The 16,049-nt window shown below is 69.9% G+C and carries 19 protein-coding genes; 5 read left to right on the forward strand and 14 right to left on the reverse strand.

The features are described 5' to 3' along the window. The coding region (locus E4F61_RS14650; protein WP_202908944.1) for a hypothetical protein at positions 1–290 on the forward strand (290 nt) is incomplete at its 5' end. 149 nt (positions 291–439) lie between these two features. Here E4F61_RS14650 and E4F61_RS04550 read toward each other — a convergent pair. From E4F61_RS04550 to E4F61_RS04565, 4 genes are all read right to left on the reverse strand, one after another. After that, positions 440–1,096 carry a glutathione S-transferase family protein gene (locus E4F61_RS04550; protein ID WP_133478486.1) on the reverse strand — a complete coding sequence of 219 codons (657 nt, stop codon included), beginning with the start codon at positions 1,094–1,096 and terminating at the stop codon, positions 440–442. A gap of 225 nt (positions 1,097–1,321) precedes the next feature. Continuing rightward, positions 1,322–2,005 carry a type 1 glutamine amidotransferase domain-containing protein gene (locus E4F61_RS04555; RefSeq protein ID WP_133478487.1) on the reverse strand — a complete coding sequence of 228 codons (684 nt, stop codon included), beginning with the start codon at positions 2,003–2,005 and terminating at the stop codon, positions 1,322–1,324. Positions 2,006–2,120: 115 nt separating this feature from the next. After that, positions 2,121–5,714 carry an ABC transporter permease/M1 family aminopeptidase gene (locus E4F61_RS04560; RefSeq protein ID WP_133478488.1) on the reverse strand — a complete coding sequence of 1,198 codons (3,594 nt, stop codon included), beginning with the start codon at positions 5,712–5,714 and terminating at the stop codon, positions 2,121–2,123. Between the two features lie 10 nt (positions 5,715–5,724). After that, entirely contained in the window at positions 5,725–6,603 is an 879-nt protein-coding gene (locus E4F61_RS04565; protein ID WP_133478546.1) for an ABC transporter ATP-binding protein, read from the reverse strand. 702 nt (positions 6,604–7,305) lie between these two features. On the opposite strand from E4F61_RS04565, the gene E4F61_RS04570 reads away from it, so the two are divergent. After that, a complete protein-coding gene (locus E4F61_RS04570) occupies positions 7,306–8,445 on the forward strand; it encodes a glutathione-independent formaldehyde dehydrogenase (RefSeq protein ID WP_133478489.1) in 1,140 nt (379 codons plus the stop codon). A 162-nt stretch (positions 8,446–8,607) separates the two neighbouring features. Here E4F61_RS04570 and E4F61_RS04575 read toward each other — a convergent pair whose 3' ends face one another. From E4F61_RS04575 to E4F61_RS04610, 8 genes are all read right to left on the reverse strand, one after another. Next, positions 8,608–8,988, reverse strand: coding sequence for a hypothetical protein (locus tag E4F61_RS04575; protein WP_133478490.1), 381 nt, complete (start codon positions 8,986–8,988; stop codon positions 8,608–8,610). A gap of 119 nt (positions 8,989–9,107) precedes the next feature. Then, on the reverse strand, positions 9,108–9,599 hold the full coding sequence (locus E4F61_RS04580; RefSeq protein ID WP_133478491.1) for a hypothetical protein: 492 nt from the start codon (positions 9,597–9,599) through the stop codon (positions 9,108–9,110). 142 nt (positions 9,600–9,741) lie between these two features. Next, the gene (locus E4F61_RS04585) at positions 9,742–10,566 is read right to left on the reverse strand and encodes a M48 family metallopeptidase (RefSeq protein WP_133478492.1); all 825 of its coding nucleotides are present in this window, start codon (positions 10,564–10,566) and stop codon (positions 9,742–9,744) included. Next, on the reverse strand, positions 10,563–11,033 hold the full coding sequence (locus E4F61_RS04590; protein WP_162301406.1) for a YbjQ family protein: 471 nt from the start codon (positions 11,031–11,033) through the stop codon (positions 10,563–10,565). Before E4F61_RS04590 ends, E4F61_RS04585 begins: the two co-directional genes overlap by 4 nt. Before the next feature lies 1 nt (position 11,034). Continuing rightward, complete coding sequence (locus E4F61_RS04595; protein WP_133478494.1) at positions 11,035–11,349, reverse strand: YbjQ family protein; 315 nt, start codon at positions 11,347–11,349, stop codon at positions 11,035–11,037. Positions 11,350–11,674: 325 nt separating this feature from the next. Further along, positions 11,675–12,172 carry a pyridoxamine 5'-phosphate oxidase family protein gene (locus tag E4F61_RS04600; RefSeq protein ID WP_133478495.1) on the reverse strand — a complete coding sequence of 166 codons (498 nt, stop codon included), beginning with the start codon at positions 12,170–12,172 and terminating at the stop codon, positions 11,675–11,677. Between the two features lie 207 nt (positions 12,173–12,379). Further along, positions 12,380–12,571, reverse strand: coding sequence for a CsbD family protein (locus tag E4F61_RS04605; RefSeq protein ID WP_133478496.1), 192 nt, complete (start codon positions 12,569–12,571; stop codon positions 12,380–12,382). A 171-nt stretch (positions 12,572–12,742) separates the two neighbouring features. Next, positions 12,743–13,015: a hypothetical protein gene (locus E4F61_RS04610; protein WP_133478497.1), complete on the reverse strand. Its 273-nt coding sequence runs from the start codon at positions 13,013–13,015 to the stop codon at positions 12,743–12,745. Positions 13,016–13,401: 386 nt separating this feature from the next. Between E4F61_RS04610 and E4F61_RS04615 the strand changes: the two genes are divergently transcribed. After that, positions 13,402–13,860, forward strand: a complete 459-nt coding sequence (locus tag E4F61_RS04615) for an RDD family protein (protein ID WP_133478498.1) — start codon at positions 13,402–13,404, stop codon at positions 13,858–13,860. A gap of 199 nt (positions 13,861–14,059) precedes the next feature. Here the strand turns inward: E4F61_RS04615 and E4F61_RS04620 are convergent, their stop codons facing one another. Further along, entirely contained in the window at positions 14,060–14,593 is a 534-nt protein-coding gene (locus E4F61_RS04620) for a hypothetical protein (RefSeq protein ID WP_133478499.1), read from the reverse strand. Positions 14,594–14,920: 327 nt separating this feature from the next. Here E4F61_RS04620 and E4F61_RS04625 point away from each other — a divergent pair, with 327 nt between their 5' ends. Further along, a complete protein-coding gene (locus E4F61_RS04625) occupies positions 14,921–15,268 on the forward strand; it encodes a hypothetical protein (RefSeq protein ID WP_238382801.1) in 348 nt (115 codons plus the stop codon). 40 nt (positions 15,269–15,308) lie between these two features. Beyond that, a complete protein-coding gene (locus tag E4F61_RS04630; protein ID WP_133478501.1) occupies positions 15,309–15,641 on the forward strand; it encodes a hypothetical protein in 333 nt (110 codons plus the stop codon). A 21-nt stretch (positions 15,642–15,662) separates the two neighbouring features. Here the strand turns inward: E4F61_RS04630 and E4F61_RS04635 are convergent, their stop codons facing one another. Then, positions 15,663–16,049, reverse strand: coding sequence for an SseB family protein (locus tag E4F61_RS04635; protein ID WP_133478502.1), 387 nt, complete (start codon positions 16,047–16,049; stop codon positions 15,663–15,665).

Below are 16,049 nucleotides of genomic sequence, written 5' to 3' on the forward strand. Positions count from 1 at the left end.
GACAGGGCGGTGGCGCCTCCGGCCTGGTGGCGGCGGTCGCGCAGGTCGCGGCCAACGACGTCGTCGACGTGCGCGTGGTCGACACCCTGAACAACCTGCAGGCGGTGAAGAACGTGCTCAACAACAGCCCGATCCTCAGCCGCAACAACACGACCGTGACGGTGGGCGACGTCAACCTGCTCAACGGCCTCAACGTCGATCTCAACGCGCTCGGCGTGACGCTCGACCAGATCAACGGCGTGGTGCTCGCCAAGACCGGCACCGTCACCGACGTCTTCCTGCTGCGCTGAGCGCAGGCCGTCGGCCGCGAGGCCGCGGCGGTTCCGGAGCCCGCGATCCGTCGCGGGCTTCTTTTTGGTTCGTAGGATGCGGGTGCGGGGCGCCGCGGGGCTGCTTCGAGGGCGCGGGGACGCGGCGAGCCGCTGCGCCGGGCCTCGCGTCAGTCGCGGTCCGGGGCACCCAACGGGAACCACGCGCGATAGGGACGCGCCTCTTCGACCGCACGCGCGAACGAGGGCCGCGCCAGCAGGCGCTCGCGATACGCGCGCAGCGTGGGGAACGCCGCGCCGATCGGATGCACCCAATCGGCATAGAAGAGCGACGGCGCGGCCGCGCAGTCCGCGAGGCTGAAGCGCTCGCCGGCCGCCCAGGTCCGGCCCTGCAGGCGCTGCTCGAGCCAGGCATATGCGATGTCGAGCCGCGCCGCTGACTCGCGCAGCGCCACTTCGGTGCGACCGTCGGTGCGCAGCGCCTCGGCCACCGGCGCCTGCATCGGGGTCATCACGTAATGGTCGAAGAAGCGGTCCATGAAGCGCACGTCGAGCGCCTCGACCGGGTCGTCGGGCAGCATCGGCACGGGACCCGGATGGGCCTGGTGCAGGTGCTCGATGATGATGCTGGTTTCCACCACGGTCCGCTCGTCGTCGACCAGCACGGGCATCTTCTTCAACGGCCACAACGCGTTCCACTGGGCGTCGATGGCGGCGTTGCCGGGCTGCAGTTCGCGGTACTCGAACGGAAGGTCGTTCTCGTAGAGCGCGATCAATACCTTCTGCGTGTACGAGGAGAACGGGTGTCCGTAGAAGACGAGGGCCATCGGCGCGTCCGGTTGTCGGGTGCGGACGTTATAGGGCCAAACGCACCCGCGGTGCCGGCAGGGCCGCCGCGTCGAGGCGCGGGCGCCAAGCGACGCGCTCGGTCGACGTGCGCGGGGCGGGGCTCTCAGCGTCGCGGCATGGGCGTCACGCGTTCCCGCCCACCCACGACCGCACGGCGCACATCACCTGCGCCTGCAACACGCGTGATCCCGCCCGCGACCGCCTCAGCGCACGCCGAGCAGCGCCAGCACCGCCCTCGCCGCCTCCTCCGAGGACGCCGGGTTCTGGCCGGTGACGAGGTTGCCGTCGGTGATCACATGGCTCGCCCAATCGGCTTTCTTCGCGTAGTGCGCGCCGTTCGCCTTGAGCATGTCCTCCACCAGGAACGGCACGACGTCGGTCAGCCCCACCGCCGCCTCTTCGGTATTGGTGAATCCGGTGACCGAGCGGCCCTGCACCAGCGGCGCGCCGTCCAGGCCCTTCGCATGGCGCAGCACGCCCGGCGCATGGCAGACCAGCGCGACCGGCTTGACGGCGCCGTAGGTGGATTCGATCAGCGTGATCGAGTCGTGGTCCTCGGCCAGGTCCCACAGCGGGCCGTGGCCGCCGGGATAGAACACCGCGTCGTACTCGCTGGCCTGCACGTCCGCGAGTGGAATCGTGTGGGCCAATGCGGCCTGCGCCTCCGGATCCTCGTGGAAGCGGTGGGTGGCGGCGGTCTGCGCATCGGGCTCGTCGCTCTTGGGATCGAGCGGCGGCTGCCCGCCGCGCGGCGACGCCAGCGCGACGTCGACGCCCGCGTCCTTGAACACGTAATACGGCGCGGCGAACTCCTCCAGCCAGAAGCCCGTCTTGCGGCCGGTGTCGCCCAGGCGGTCGTGCGACGTGAGCACCATCAGCACCTTCATGGCCGTCTCCTCGGGAAAGCACCGGACGCTACGCCGGGATTCGCGAAGCCGCGGTGAGTCGGGGCGGCTGGCGGAATCCGCGATCAGTGGCCGGCGGGTCGCGACGCCGTCCCGCTCATCGAGGCGCCACGGCCGCGACGTTGTCGCGCAGGTCACGGTCGATGTACGCGTTGTACGGGTCGACGCCCGCGTGCGTCGGGCGCCGGTCGGTGAGGAAGCGCAGCCGCTGGCGGCCGCTGTGCAGGCGCCGACGCTCGACACGGATGACGTCCTTCGCCGCGAAGGCGGGGTCGCCCGGGTCCGCGGTGAACAGCCCCACCTCGATCAGGTCGTCGAGCGGTGCCTCGGTTTCCTCGCCCAGCCCGCGCGCGTAGCGCTTGGTCGCGTCGACCGGCACCTCGACCTCGAAACGGCCGTCGCTGCGCTGGCGAACCGTCGGCGCGCCCGCACGCAGGTCGTACAGCGTGATCCTCTCGAACAGGTCGGTGATTAGCGCCTGGTCCTGCGGCGTCTTCGCTTCCTGACGCAGGTAGGCGACCAGGTCGACGGAACGCGGGTACGGCGCGACGGTGAAGCGGTAGCGCGCGACGAACCGCCGCAGCGCCCGGTTCATGGCGTCTTCGCCGATCCGCTGCTGCAGCAGATACAGCGCGAGCGCACCCTTGCCGTAGTTCACGTAGTCCTGGTCGAGGCCCGCACGGATCAGCGGCTGCTCCTGCAGCACCTGGGCGCGACGGCCGCTCAGGTAGCGGTCGTTCTGGAAGCGCAGGTATCGGCGCACCATCGCCTCGCCCTCGAGCTGGCGCAGCACCATCAGCGCGGAGTACTGGGCGAGCGATTCGTACAGCAGCGACGCACCCTGCATCCGCGCGCCGAGTACCTGCTGGCCCCACCACTGGTGCGCGACCTCGTGCGCCGTGAGCATGCTGACCATGTCGATCTGCGTGCGGTCGCGCAGGTCCATGGTGAAGATGGCCTCGCCGACCGCGATCGTGTTCGGGAACGCCTGGCCACCGCCGGCGTCGGGCCGCTCCACGATGCGCAGGGCCTCCGCCGGATACGGGCCGAAGGCGCGCCGGTAGTACGCGACGGAGGCACGCATCGCGCGCAGCATGCGCTCCACGTTCCAGCCATGCGCCGGATCGAAGTAGACGCGGTAGTCGACACCGTCGTCGACCTGGCGCCGCACCGCGAAACGGCCCGACTGGATCGCCAGCTGGTTCTTGATCGGACGTTCCGAAACGAAGCGGACGATGCGCCGTCCGTTCTCGACGCGCTCGGACACGCGACGCCCCGGCGCGAGCGGGATCTGGTCGGCGCGCGTCGACACCGTGATGTCCGACGTCGTCCAGTCGAGATCGCCTCCGGGCGTGGCATAGGTCGCGGCGAGGTCGTCCAGGCGCGGGAACGGCGCGCGCGCCGGAAGCCCGTACTCGCGCCGGACCGACGGTTCCTCGATCAGGCCGACGTCGCTCATGCCGATCCGCGGCGTGAGCTGAAGCGAATTCAGATCGGTGCCGTTGCCCGCGATGTCGGCCTCGGCACCGCCCGCGCGGAACCCCCCCTGCGCGCGGCGCGTGCCGAACGCGAGCCAGCGCGCCTCGCCCGGCCGCATCGGTGTGTCCAGACGGTAGATGCGGTAGTCGAATTCGCGGTCGTCGGTCTCCAGCCGCGCACCCGGAAGGTCGACGGAGACGAAGTCGACGTCCGCGTCCATCAGGCGCACGTGGATCCGGTCGATCGGGCCTGGCGTTTCGTTGACCAGCCGGTAGCGGCCTCGCACGTCGGCACGCGTGCGATCCGGATCGAGCGCGACGTCGAGTTCCACGTGCCGCACCGCCGGCTGCGGAAGCGACGCGTACCGGAAGAAGCGCTTCTCGTACGCCGCGAGGTACGGCCGGGGGTCGCCGCCGTCGAACGCGTTGAGCACGAGCGTGTTGTAGACGATCCAGCCGCCGGCCAGGACGGCGACCGCGCCCGCCGTCGCGGCGACGAGCCGCGTTCGCCCGGCGATGCGGGAGCGGAACATTCCAAGCCGCTCGCGGAGCGGCCGGTCGCTGCCGCGCGGCCAGAGCGCCTGCGCGGCGACTAGAAGCAACGCCGCGATCGCGACCCAGAACAGGCGGAACCACCAGGCGGCCTTCCACGCGATGCCCGCGCCGTCCATGTCGGTCAGCGGCACCGGCGGCACGCGCCCGTACAGCAGCATCGGATGCGTGAGGCCGGCGGCGGGCCCGAACAGCAGCAGCACGATGTACAGCGCCATCACCGCCCAGCCGGCGTGCTTGCTCGGGCTCAGCGTCTGCACGAACACCGCGAGGATCGCCATCAGCACCGCATCGACGCCCATGGGCAGGACGCACCACAGCAGGAACCGGCCCGGCGTGGGCTCGACGCCGCTGTTGACGAGCTGCGCGAGCAGCCCGGTGGCCGCGCCGACCGTAATCGTGGCGACGAGGACCAGCGCGAGGCCGAGCATCTTGGGAAGCATCAGCGCCCACGCCGGCAATGGCGTTGCATCGACGATCCCGTGGACGTTGCGCTCGCGTTCGCGCCAGACGAGCTCGCCGCCGTAGTAGGTGGCGATGATGATCAGGATCGTCGCGAAGCTGCCCTCGATCACCGGCACGGCGATCGAGGCGAGCGGATACTGCGGCACGCCCATCCAGCCCGAAGCGCCGAGCAGGGCGGGCAGCGTGGTGACGAAGGCGAGCGCCAGCAGGATCAGGAAGACCGGGCTGCGCAGGATGAAGCGTGCCTCGAGCGCGGCGCGTGCCGCGAACTGCCGCCATGCGGTGGTTCGGCCGAAGCGCGGCGACGGCAGCGCGCCGACGGCTGTCCGTGCCGCCGGTGGCCCGACCGCCGCGCGGGCGGCCTGGCCGCGCGAGTGCCGTGAATGCGTGGACGCCGCGGGTTCGGCGAAGCGGAACAGCCGGTAGGTGACCGCCAGGCTGGCGAGCGCAAGGCCGACCCATAGCAGGCGGCTCATCACCAGCAGCCCGCTGACCGGCACGGCGCCCGCATTGAGCTGCGCGGCGGTGAAATACCGCGACGCCGCCATGTACGCCGACATGCCGAACGGATCGGCCAGCACGCGGAGGTCCGCGAGCTGCGGCTGGTTCTCCATCAGCCGCTGGCCGACGAGGTACAGGACGAGCAGTGCGATGACGCCGACGAACGTGCCCGCGGTCGACCGCGGGAGGGTGGTCAATGCGAACACGACCGCCGATGCGATGAACGCGTTGGGCAGCGCGAACACGCCGTAGCCGTAGGCGAAGCCGGACAGGCGGTTCGGCCCCAGCATGGCGCGGTCGGCGAAGGGCATCAGCGTGCCCAGCCAGGCGGCCAGCGTGACCATCACGACGATCACCGCACCCACGGCGAAGGCGCCCAGGAAGCGGCCGAACACGTAGTCGAACTTCGTGATGCGGCTGGTGCGCACGAGGGCGCCGAAGCGCGTCTGGTCGTCGCGCAGGATCACGTTGGAGACGAACGCCGCGGCGACGAACACGAACATCAGCGAGACGACGAGGTGCGACACGATGACGGCGTGCGGGCTGTTGAACAGCACATTGCCGCCGCCGGGCGTGACCAGCTTGAACACCGCCATGTCGGCGAACGCCGCAGCGAAGAACAGCGCGGCGACCGACCGGAACAGTGGGCCGGTGACCTGGTAGCGGAACTCGAAGGCCGCGATCCTGCCGAGCATGGCGTCGTCCTCAGGCCGCGCGGCGCGAACGCGCCAGCGTCGCGAAGTAGACGTCCTCGAGGTCGCCGGGAAGCGCGTCGAAGCCGTCGCCCGGGTCGGCGTCCGCCAGCACGTGGACTTCGGTACGGCCGGCGAACAGACGGGTGGAGATGACCTCATGCGCGTCGCGATAGCGCTCGAGGTCGCTCCGCTCGATCGTCTTTCGCCAGATGCGGCCGCGCGTGCGCTCGATGAGCTCGGCGGGCACGCCTTCGAGCTGGATGCGCCCGGCGGCGAGCACGGCCATGCGCGGGCAGAGGTCGGCGACGTCCTCGACGATGTGCGTCGAGAGGATCACCACGACGCTCTCGCCGATCTCCGCGAGCAGGTTGAGGAAGCGGTTGCGCTCCTCGGGGTCGAGGCCCGCGGTCGGTTCGTCGACGATGATCAGCGCGGGATTGCCGATCAGCGCCTGCGCGATGCCGAAGCGCTGCCGCATGCCGCCCGAGAACCCGGCCAGCGCCTTGCGCCGGACGTCCCACAGGTTCACCTGCTGCAGCAGCGTCTCGACCGTCTGCCGGCGCTCGCCCGCCGTGGCGATGCCCTTCAGCACCGCCAGGTGGTCGAGCATGTCGTAGGCCGACACGCGCGGATACACGCCGAAGTCCTGCGGCAGGTAGCCGAGCGTGCGTCGCAGCCGCTCGGGCTCGGCGACGACATCGACGTCCCCGAACCGGATACCGCCGCCGGTCGGCGTCTGCAGCGTGGCGATCGTGCGCATCAGCGTCGACTTGCCGGCGCCGTTCGGCCCCAGCAGGCCGAACATGCCGCGCGGAATCGAAAGCGTCACGCCGTCGAGCGCGCACGTTCCATTGGCGTAGACATGGCGAAGGTCGGTGATCTCGAGCACGGGTCCCCCTGACCTGCGGCGCATCGTCGAGATGTACCGTAATACCTGACCGAATCACCCGATCAGTGCCTGAAGTCATTGGGCGGGGCCCGGGCCGGCGATGCGCCCCCGGAGCTCGCGGTCCGTCGCGGCAACGCTTACGAGCCGTCGGCAGCGACGCGGGCTCGGCCAGCGCCGGCGGGCGGCCCGGCAGACGTCAAGGTGCGGCAGTTGCTACGTGGCATCGCCACGGGCGCAGCACCGCAGCTTCAGCCGATCGCACCGCGGGTGGAACGGGATGGGTGGAACCCTTCTTGGCAGCGATTCGAACGGGGACACGCGTCGACTGCGGCCGCCTCGGAGCACCGCTCATTGCGCCGGCGGCACGACACGTCCTCGCAACGCTGCCGGCAGGCGAACGCCGCTCTCCGTTCGCTGCCATCCGCGCGATCACCGCTGTGTCGCACACACGCGCGCTCGCGCGATCGAAGCAGCCGCCATCGCTCGACAAGCAGGAGCGCGACGAACGCGAACGCCCGAACGGACAAACGCACGACCAGCCGCGTGACCGATGCACGAACGCGTTCCAGGCACGCAACGCGCTCCCCATTACGTTGCCGTCGCTTATGCACGACGTGGACTTTCGAGCGCCTAACGTGCGGCGCTCCGCCTCGCGGCGCACCACCGGCGCTTGGCGATCCCTCGCCTTCCAAAGGAATTCCCATGCGCGCACTCGTCTACAACGGTCCCCGCGACGTCAGCATCCAGGATCGTCCCGACCCCAAGATCGAAAAGCCCACCGACGTCATCGTCCGCATCACCACCACCAACATCTGCGGGTCGGACCTGCACATGTACGAGGGCCGCACGAGCGTCGAGAGGGGCAAGGTCTTCGGTCATGAGAATCTCGGCGAGGTGATCGAAGTCGGCGCGGCGGTCGAGCGCGTGCGCAAGGGCGACCGCGTCTGCCTGCCGTTCAACATCTCATGCGGCTGCTGCGAGAACTGCGAGCGCGGCTACACCGCCGCCTGCCTGCGCGCGAACCCGGGCAGCGTCGGCGCCGCGTACGGCTATGCCGAGATGGGCCCGTACGACGGCGGACAGGCCGAGTACCTGCGCGTGCCCTACGCCGACTTCAACTGCCTGGCGCTGCCGGAGGATGCGGCCGAGAAGGAAAACGACTACGTCATGCTGTCGGACATCTTTCCGACCGGCTACCACGCCACCGAACTGGCGGGCGTGCAGCCGGGCGAGAGCGTGGTCATCTACGGTGCGGGCCCCGTCGGCCTGATGGCGGCGTACTCCGCGATGATCCGCGGCGCGTACCAGGTGATCGTGGTCGACACGCAGAAGGACCGACTCGCGCTCGCCGAACAGATCGGTGCGATCGCGGTCGACGACACCGAGCAGCGCGGCGTCGAACAGGTCCTCGAGCTCACCAAGGGCAAGGGCGCCGACCGCGGATGCGAATGCGTCGGCTACCAGTGCTTCAACTGCAAGGGCCACGAGGTGCCGAACCTCACCATGAACAACCTGGTGAAGACGGTGAAGGCGACCGGCAGCATCGGCTGCGTCGGCGTGTTCATGCCGCAGGACCCCGGCGGCGCGGACGAACTCGCGAAGAAGGGCCAGATCGCGTTCGACTTCGGCGAGTTCTGGAACAAGGGCCTGCAGCTGGGCACCGGACAGGCCAGCGTCAAGAAGTACAACCGGCACCTGATGAACCTGATCCACGCGGGCAAGGCGACACCGTCGTTCCTGATCTCGCACGAACTTCCGCTCGAGCAGGCGCCCGAGGGCTACCGCAATTTCGACGCGCGCAAGGACGGCTGGACGAAGGTCGTGCTCAAGCCGGGGCGTTGAAGCCGACGAGGCGCGGCGCGCACGACGGGCGCAATGAGTTGGTCGCGCATTTCGTCGTTCCGCAATGAGAAGGGCCGGGCCATTTCCTCGGAAACGGCCCGGCCCGGATCGTTACGTGCGGCCGTCGTCAGCGCCGCGACGCGCGGTGGCTGACGCGACCCGTCAGCACCGGATCGAGTAATAGCGCACGAAGTTCCAGCTCTGCGAGGTGCGGCGGTACAGCGCCACCGTCAGCAGCGGCTGGACATCGTTCCCGTAGTAGCCGTAGCCCACGACGACGTTCCGCTCGCAGCTGCTGCTGCGCGGGGAGCAGTCGCCGGACAGCCACACGTCGCCGACCTGGCGGCACGCGGCGTTGGCCGCGCCGGAGAGCATCAGTCCGATGCCCAGCACGGCGGTGGCGACGGTCGAGGGAAGGGAAATGCGGTTCATCATGAGCAGCACCCGGTAGTGGAGGAAGACGGCCTTGTCAGACGCGCCACGACCATAAGGTTCACGCGCGAAGCTCGCGGTGAAGAAGGCGCCCTCGCGCCGCGCACGCATCCATCATTCCCGTGCCCGGATCGACAGGCATCGGTTCCGCATGCGTGCGGGACGCGAACGCCGGGTATCGAGCTGCATCGCACGCGTTGCCGTCGGCGTCCACTCGACCGCGCTGCGCCCTACTTCCGCTCGAACACCCAATCGGCGCACTTCTCGAACTGCGCAACGGCGCCTGCCAGCGGGATGTCGTCCACCACCGATTCGAGTTTTCCCTTGACGATCTTCGCGCGCGACACGCGCAGCCGTTCGCCGCCGGCGTACACCTGGTCCATCAGCGTCCGGACGACCGCCTCCGACGGCTCCGGGAAGCCGCCATCCAGCCCGGCGTTGTCGTCGACCTGCAGCGTCACGCCGATGGGCGTGGCATCCGCGCCTTCGATCGACATCAGCGCGCCGCTGCGGTCGAGGAAGAACAGCGGGTACAGGCCGGTGCGCAATGGATAGACGGAGCAGTTGCGCGTCCGCGTCACGGCATCGGTGCGCTGGTCGGAGGTCCACGTGGCCGGGGCCGGCGTCGACGCGGTGGCGTCCTCCGCTGTCGACTGCGCGTTCGATGCCGTGGGAAGCGCGAGAACAGACACGGCCGTGAGAGCGACGACGTAACGGTTCATAGGATCTCGGACGTCGAAGGAAGACGAACGGGTTTCATGCCGGGGCTGCCGGGCCGTCGGCGAGCAGCGCAGGCCGCGGCGATGCATGGGTCGATGCCGGTCGCTACGCAATGGCGCATCGCGTGGCACCCGGCGGGGAGTGCTAGCGCAGGACCACTTTCAAGGGTCGACGCGTCGAAGCGCCGGGTCCGGCTTCCGCCGCGCGCATCCGCTGGATCCGCGTGCGGTCGGCCGGGTGCGTCGAGAGGAGGTCGGGAACCGGAATCGATCGCGACGCACGGTGTTCGCGCGCGAGCACCTCGAACATCTCCGCCGCGCCGCCGGCGTGGCCGTAGCGTCGGCGCAGTGCCGCGAGCGCGAAACCGTCCGCCTCCGTCTCCGCGCGGCGCGAGTACCCGAGCTGCACGATGGCGGCGGCCGGTGCCGAGAGGTCGCCGGCATCGCCGCCCACGAACGCAAGAAGTGTCGCGACCGCTGCACCGCCGCCGATCGCGCCGATCGGATCGCGGTGCACGATGTGCCCGATCTCGTGGGCCAGGACGGTCGCGAGGGCGTTCTCGGACGGCATGCGCCGGTACAGGCCCCGCGCCACGACCACGTGGCCGCCCAGCGTAGCGAACGCATTCGGCACGTCGCTCGACGTCAGGTGCACGACGACGTGCGGCGTCCCCGCCGGCGTCATCGAATCCGCGAGGGCCTGCAGGTAGCGTTCCGCCTCGCGCTCGGGCGACCCCTCGCGCCATCCACGGCGCCCCAGCATGTCGGCGCCGATCACGCTCGCGCCCACCAGCCGCTGCTCGATCCGGTACGGCACCCGGCGCGCGAGCCATCCGCCCGTCAGGTGCAGCACGACCGCGCCGATCCCGACGCAGAGCGCCAGGCCTGCGCAGAGGCGCACGAACTCCGCCAGCACGCTCTCGCGCGAGACGTTGACCTCGTGCGGAACCGGCGGGTTCTCCCAGCTCATGCGTCGCGTGCGGGGACCAGCGCGGTGCCGTAGGCGAGGAATTCGGCGGAGAAGAGTTGCTGCTTCTTCGACCGGTCCTCGGCGAGCGACGCGGTCTCGAGCCGGACGTTGATCACCATCGTCGCGCCGCGTCGCCGTGCGTCTTCCTTCAGCCGCACGATCGCCTCCCGCCGGCCGCGGTCCATGACCGATTCGTAGACCGTCAGGCGGCCGCCGACGAGGCTTTTCAGGATCGCAGCGATCCGCTTGAAGTAGTCCTCGCCGATCACCACCGACCCACTCACGAGGTCGGTACGCGCGAACGCGGCGTCGGGCGGCAACGTGCGGCCCGCGAAGACCAGCACGTCGCGGAGTGCGGCCTCGCGTTCGGCCAGACGCTTGAAGTGCCGGCGCTCGCTGAGCCGGCCGAAGACCAGGCCGATCATCAGCAGCGTCGCGAAGATGCCCAGTTGGATGAGGAGTTCCACCTCACTCCACCACGACGGCCGTGCCGTAGGCCATGACCTCGGCCGCGCCGGAGGTGATGTTGGACGTCGAGAACCGCACGTTGACCACCGCATTCGCGCCCGTGGCGCGCGCCTGCTGCAGCATGCGTTCGGTGGCCTCGCGGCGCGATTCCTCGAGCAGTTCGGTGTAGCCGCGCAGCTCGCCGCCGACGAAATTCTTGAGGCCGGCCATCAGGTCGCGCCCGGCGTGCTTGCTGCGAACGGTCGAGCCCTGCACGAGCCCGAGATGGCGCACGACGGTACGGCCGGGAATGGCCTCGAGGTTGCTGATATCCATTGTTTCCCCTGGTGAATGAGCGCCGCTGGACGGCCGACCGAGGATACCCACTCGCTTCCCCCGCTGTACAAGGGCGGGCCGGGATCGGGCACGTGTGGCGCGGGGTCGCGGCGCTCGTGCGCACGACGCGACGTGGACCGTCGACGGGCCTGCGCGCGGTGCGGCGGCGTTCGATGCCGCCGTTCTCCGACGGTCGACGCCTGAGTCCCCTCGCCTGTCCGACGTGCCGCGCGTCTTCGCGGCAGCCGGCCCGGGCGATCGCGCTCATCGGCGGCGAAAAACCGCCGCGCGCGCCTGCCACGCGGCCGCCAAACGGCGCGTCGCCTTAGTGGGCCGCCGCCTCCGTCGTCGCTCGCGCGGCCGGCGCATGGCAGTCCACCAGATCCGTGTGCCCGAACCCCAGCCGGTAGTCGAGCACCGAGATCACCTCGGGCTCGACGCGGAAGATCGCGATCTGGTCGGGGGTGGGCATCGGGAACGGCAGTGGCGTGGCAGGCTCGGTGTACTTGCCCGGCAGCAGCTGCAGCACGCGCTCGGCCTCGGCACGATCGCGCACGCGCGTCGCATGCGCGGCCATCGACAGCCCGGTGATCGCCATGATGTCCGGGGTGTCGTGGTCGACCGTCAGCGAGACGCGGTCATCGCGCGCGAGGTTGCGCGCCTTCTGGCTGTCGGGGCCGCACAGGAAGTACAGCACCAGCCCCTCGTTGACGTAGCCGACGGTGGTGGCCTGCGGCCAGCCGTCGGGCCGCAGCGTGGCCAACGTCATGATGCGGTGCGCGTCGAGCAGGTCGAGGATCTTGCGGCGGGTCGCGTCGTCCATCGCCGGGCCTCCGAAGGGATCGGCAGCCATCGTCCCGCGCCGCGCGCGCGCGATGTTGACGCGCATCAGTCTTGGCGACCGCCCTGCGGCCGCTTCGACGTCGCGCCGAACCCGTCGTCGCGGTTCGCTGCGCAGCCGCCGACACGGCGCGACCACCGCACAAGGAAAAGGCGCGCCGAAGCGCGCCCGTTCCCGATCAACGCGACATCAGCGACGCGAATCGCGTTCGCTCGATCTCACGTCGTTCTGGGCGCGGCCCACGCTGCGCTCGACCTTGCCGGCATTCTTCTCGAGATTGCCTTCGAGCTGCTGCGACCGGTCGCCCGTCAACTTGCCGGTCGCTTCCTTGACCGAGCCCTTCACTTGATGGCCGATGCCATCGGTGCGCTTGTTGTCCATGTGTCTTCTCCTTGGTACTGCCGCAGGAGTGCGACAACGACATCCTCGCAGAGCCGCCGTTAGCCGACGGTGACCGCATGCCGCGCACGTCGCGCGATTCGCCGCGAAACACAGCGCGCGATGAACGGAGGATCGGCGCGATGACGTCGTTCAACGACGCCCGCGATTCGCTCAGCGCGGATTGCGCGCCGCGGCCACCGCGGACTGCAGCGTGCGCGCATATGCGGCACGCGTCGCCGGCGCCTGGCGCGCGGCATTCTCCAGCCCGTCGATGTACGCGGCCACCAGCGTGGGCGCGTTGAACTGCTGGCCCAGCTCGTTCATCGTCGTGGTCACGGCACCGCGCACGTGCCAGTCCACGTTGATGCCCTTCTCGGCATCGTTGGCGAGGTCGACGACGCGCAGCAGGTGCGGCGTCACAAGTCCGACGACGGTGGCATTCATTCCTTTTCACCCGGCTTGCGGAACGCCAGAAGGCTAACGCGGCTGGGCCGTGCGTGTGGAGGGGGAAAACCGCGGCGTCCACTCCAGCTTCAGGTTTTTCCCGGTGCGCGGCACGTCGAGCGGGCCGCTTGCCGGTGCCGGTCTGTCCGTCGCCCGGAGCGGCGTCGGTGCATCGCATCTTCGTTCATCGCAGCGCGCGCATCCCGCAGCGAACGCCACGCCGCGCCGACACCGCACGCGCAGCCGGCCTTCCGCCGGACCACCCGCCTTCAGCTGCCTGACCGACACGCGCGACCGCGGCCGCCGCCGCGCGTGCGTGGACCCGCTACCCTGACGGGCATCCGGCGGTGGGGAAGCCGCCCGCGCTATCGAACAGGGGATGCACCATGGACACCTCGAATCCGTACGCCGCGGGCGACGCGGTCGCCGCACGATCGCCGCAGCACTTCACCGGCGAGATCGCCGGCAAGGGGCGCCGCTTCGGCACCTTCCTGGCGGACTACGCCCTCTATTACCTGCTGTGCGGCGTGGTCGCCGTCGTCGTGGTCCTGGCGCTGGGCGAGCAGGCGCTCGAACGCAACCGGGCCTACCTCATCTCGATCCCGATGTTCCTCGTGTACTACGCCGGGTTCGAGGGCGCGATCGGCCGCACGCCGGGCAAGCTGATCTTCGGCACGCGCGTCGTGACCCATGACGGCCGCGCGCCGTCCTTCGGCCAGGCGATCGGCCGCACGCTGTCGCGCTTCATCCCGTTCGAGCCGTTCTCGGTGCTGTTTTCCACCGACGGCGAAGCGATCGGCTGGCACGACTCGATCGCCCGCACGAAGGTGATCCGAGCGCGCTGAGCGCCGCATTTGCGGAGCCACCCACGAAAGAGGCCGCGCGAGGCGGCCTTTTCCATTCGATGCAAGGGCGATGTCAGGCGGCAGCGTCGAAGATGAGGACGCGCAGCATCCAGCGTGATCCAAAGCGAAAGGGTCAGATCCGATTTCGTGCGAAACGAACCCGACCCTTTCCCACGAACCGCTTCGTCTTCGTTGCCGATCAGCTACCGCTCGCGCCGGCCTGCTTCATCAGCGCCTGGATCTCGGCGCCATGCTGCTTCACGAATTCGACGGACGCCGGGTCGATGCCGTCGGGGATGGTCTTGAGCTGCCCGGCCTCCACGGCACCCTGCGCCATCATCGCGCCGATCAGCGTCTCGGTGATGTTGGCGTAGTCACGCACGGACAGGCCCGCGGCTTCGATCGCGGCGCGGATCTTCGGGCTGGCTTCCAGGCGCGCGATGTACTTCGGGCCGTCCTCCTCCGAGATGTTCTGCGCCGCGTCCAGCGAGGGGTCGCCCTTCTCGGCGGCCGCGAGATTCTTCTGCGCCTCGATCCAGGACTTCACCTTGCCCATGTCGAGGGCCACGTGCGCGTCGTCGGCGGCAGGCGCGGCCTTCTGCGGTTCGGCCGCGGCCTGCGCGCCTGGCGCGCTGTCGGTCCCCGATGCCGGCGTGGCGGGTTCGGTCTTGCTGCAGGCCACGAGGGCGCAGGTCACGAGCAGGCAGGCGGACAGGCGCAGGACGTTCGACATCGGAACAGCTCCGCTGGAAAGGAGTGGGCATTCTGCACGGGCCCGGGGCGGGTCGCGCAAGACGCCATGCGCGCCCTGTTCCCCCGCCAGCGACCCTTCGCGGATCGATGCCATCACCGCCCGTAGGCTGCATGCCTCGAAGGGCCTGCGGCGGACACCGCAAACGCACCGCGGCCGATACGGGATGACCCGATGGACGATCACTGCTTCCCCCCGCGAACGAAGGTAGCCGCCGCGCATGCCGTGCGGGTCAGGCGAGTGCGCGGACGCGCGTGGCTGCGCGCTGCGCTTCTTCTCACGTTGACCGCGTGCGCGGCGTCGTCCTGCGTGAAGTACGACCTCGGCAACGCCTGCCTGCCCCTGAAAGCGCCGTCGACCGTTCAACTGCTGCGGCCGGTCCGGGTCTTTCCCAGCGGGCGAGCGGATATCGAGATCAGCGCCCAGCCGATCAAACCGCTCGATCAGGTACTGCCCGCGGGCACCCGCCTGCACGTAAGGCGCGTCAGCCAGACGGCGAAGGTCGACGTCTCCCACACCAATATCGACGTGCTGGGTCGGCTCGACGACGGCCGGACGTTCTTCTACGTCTGGGGGTACGGCCAGGCGCTCGACCGCGCTCCGTGGGAGGACGCCGCCACGCCGGCACTGCGCACGATGCCCTGCGCGCATCGATGACCACGCGACCGCACCTGCGGCCCAACAGGGGCCAACCGCGATGACGGCCCTGCACGTCGCGACCGCGGTGTTCGGCCTCGCCTGCGCGTGTATCGCGGGCTGGTTCGTCGCGCTGCGGCGCCTGTTCGCGCACCTTCGCGATGCGCACCCGGCCATCTACGCAGAACTCGGCCAGCCTTCCGCCTTCGTGCGCAGCACGCCCGCGACCCGACGTTCGACGCTGCACTTCCTCATGACCGGTCGCCACACGCGCCTGGGCGACCCGCGCCTGGCGCGCCACGGCCGCATGGCGCTCGCCTGGCTGTGCGCGGTCGTCCTGAGCGGTGGTGGCGCCATCGCCCTCGCCTGCCTGTTCCCGCCGGGCGCCGCCTGACGCGCGGGCCGCGCGCGGCGATCAGGGCATTTCGCGTTTCAATGTCGCCACGTCCGACGGCGACAGGGCGAGCGCATGGCGATACCCCGGGTTGAGCGCGATGCCGAACGGCGGCGGCGTGATGCGCAGCACCCAACTGAAGTCCGTCACCAGGCAGTGCTGGTAGGCGGGCTGCTGCTCCAGCCACGGATGCACCTTTTCCGGCGCGGTGAAGACCGCGACCACCGGAAAGCCCTGCTCCGCGTTCAGACGCAGCGGCTTGAAATCCGCCGGCAGCGTGCCGTTCTCCAGCGCCTTGTCCAACGGAATCGCGACCTTCGACTCGAGCAGGGCGCCGACCAGCGCCTCCCGCAGCGCGGGGTTCTCCGTGTGTCGCGCCAGCAGCGCTTCCAGCGATTCGCGGTCCAT

The sequence above is a fragment of the Cognatilysobacter segetis genome (genome assembly GCF_004359965.1).
Classification (GTDB): domain Bacteria; phylum Pseudomonadota; class Gammaproteobacteria; order Xanthomonadales; family Xanthomonadaceae; genus Cognatilysobacter; species Cognatilysobacter segetis.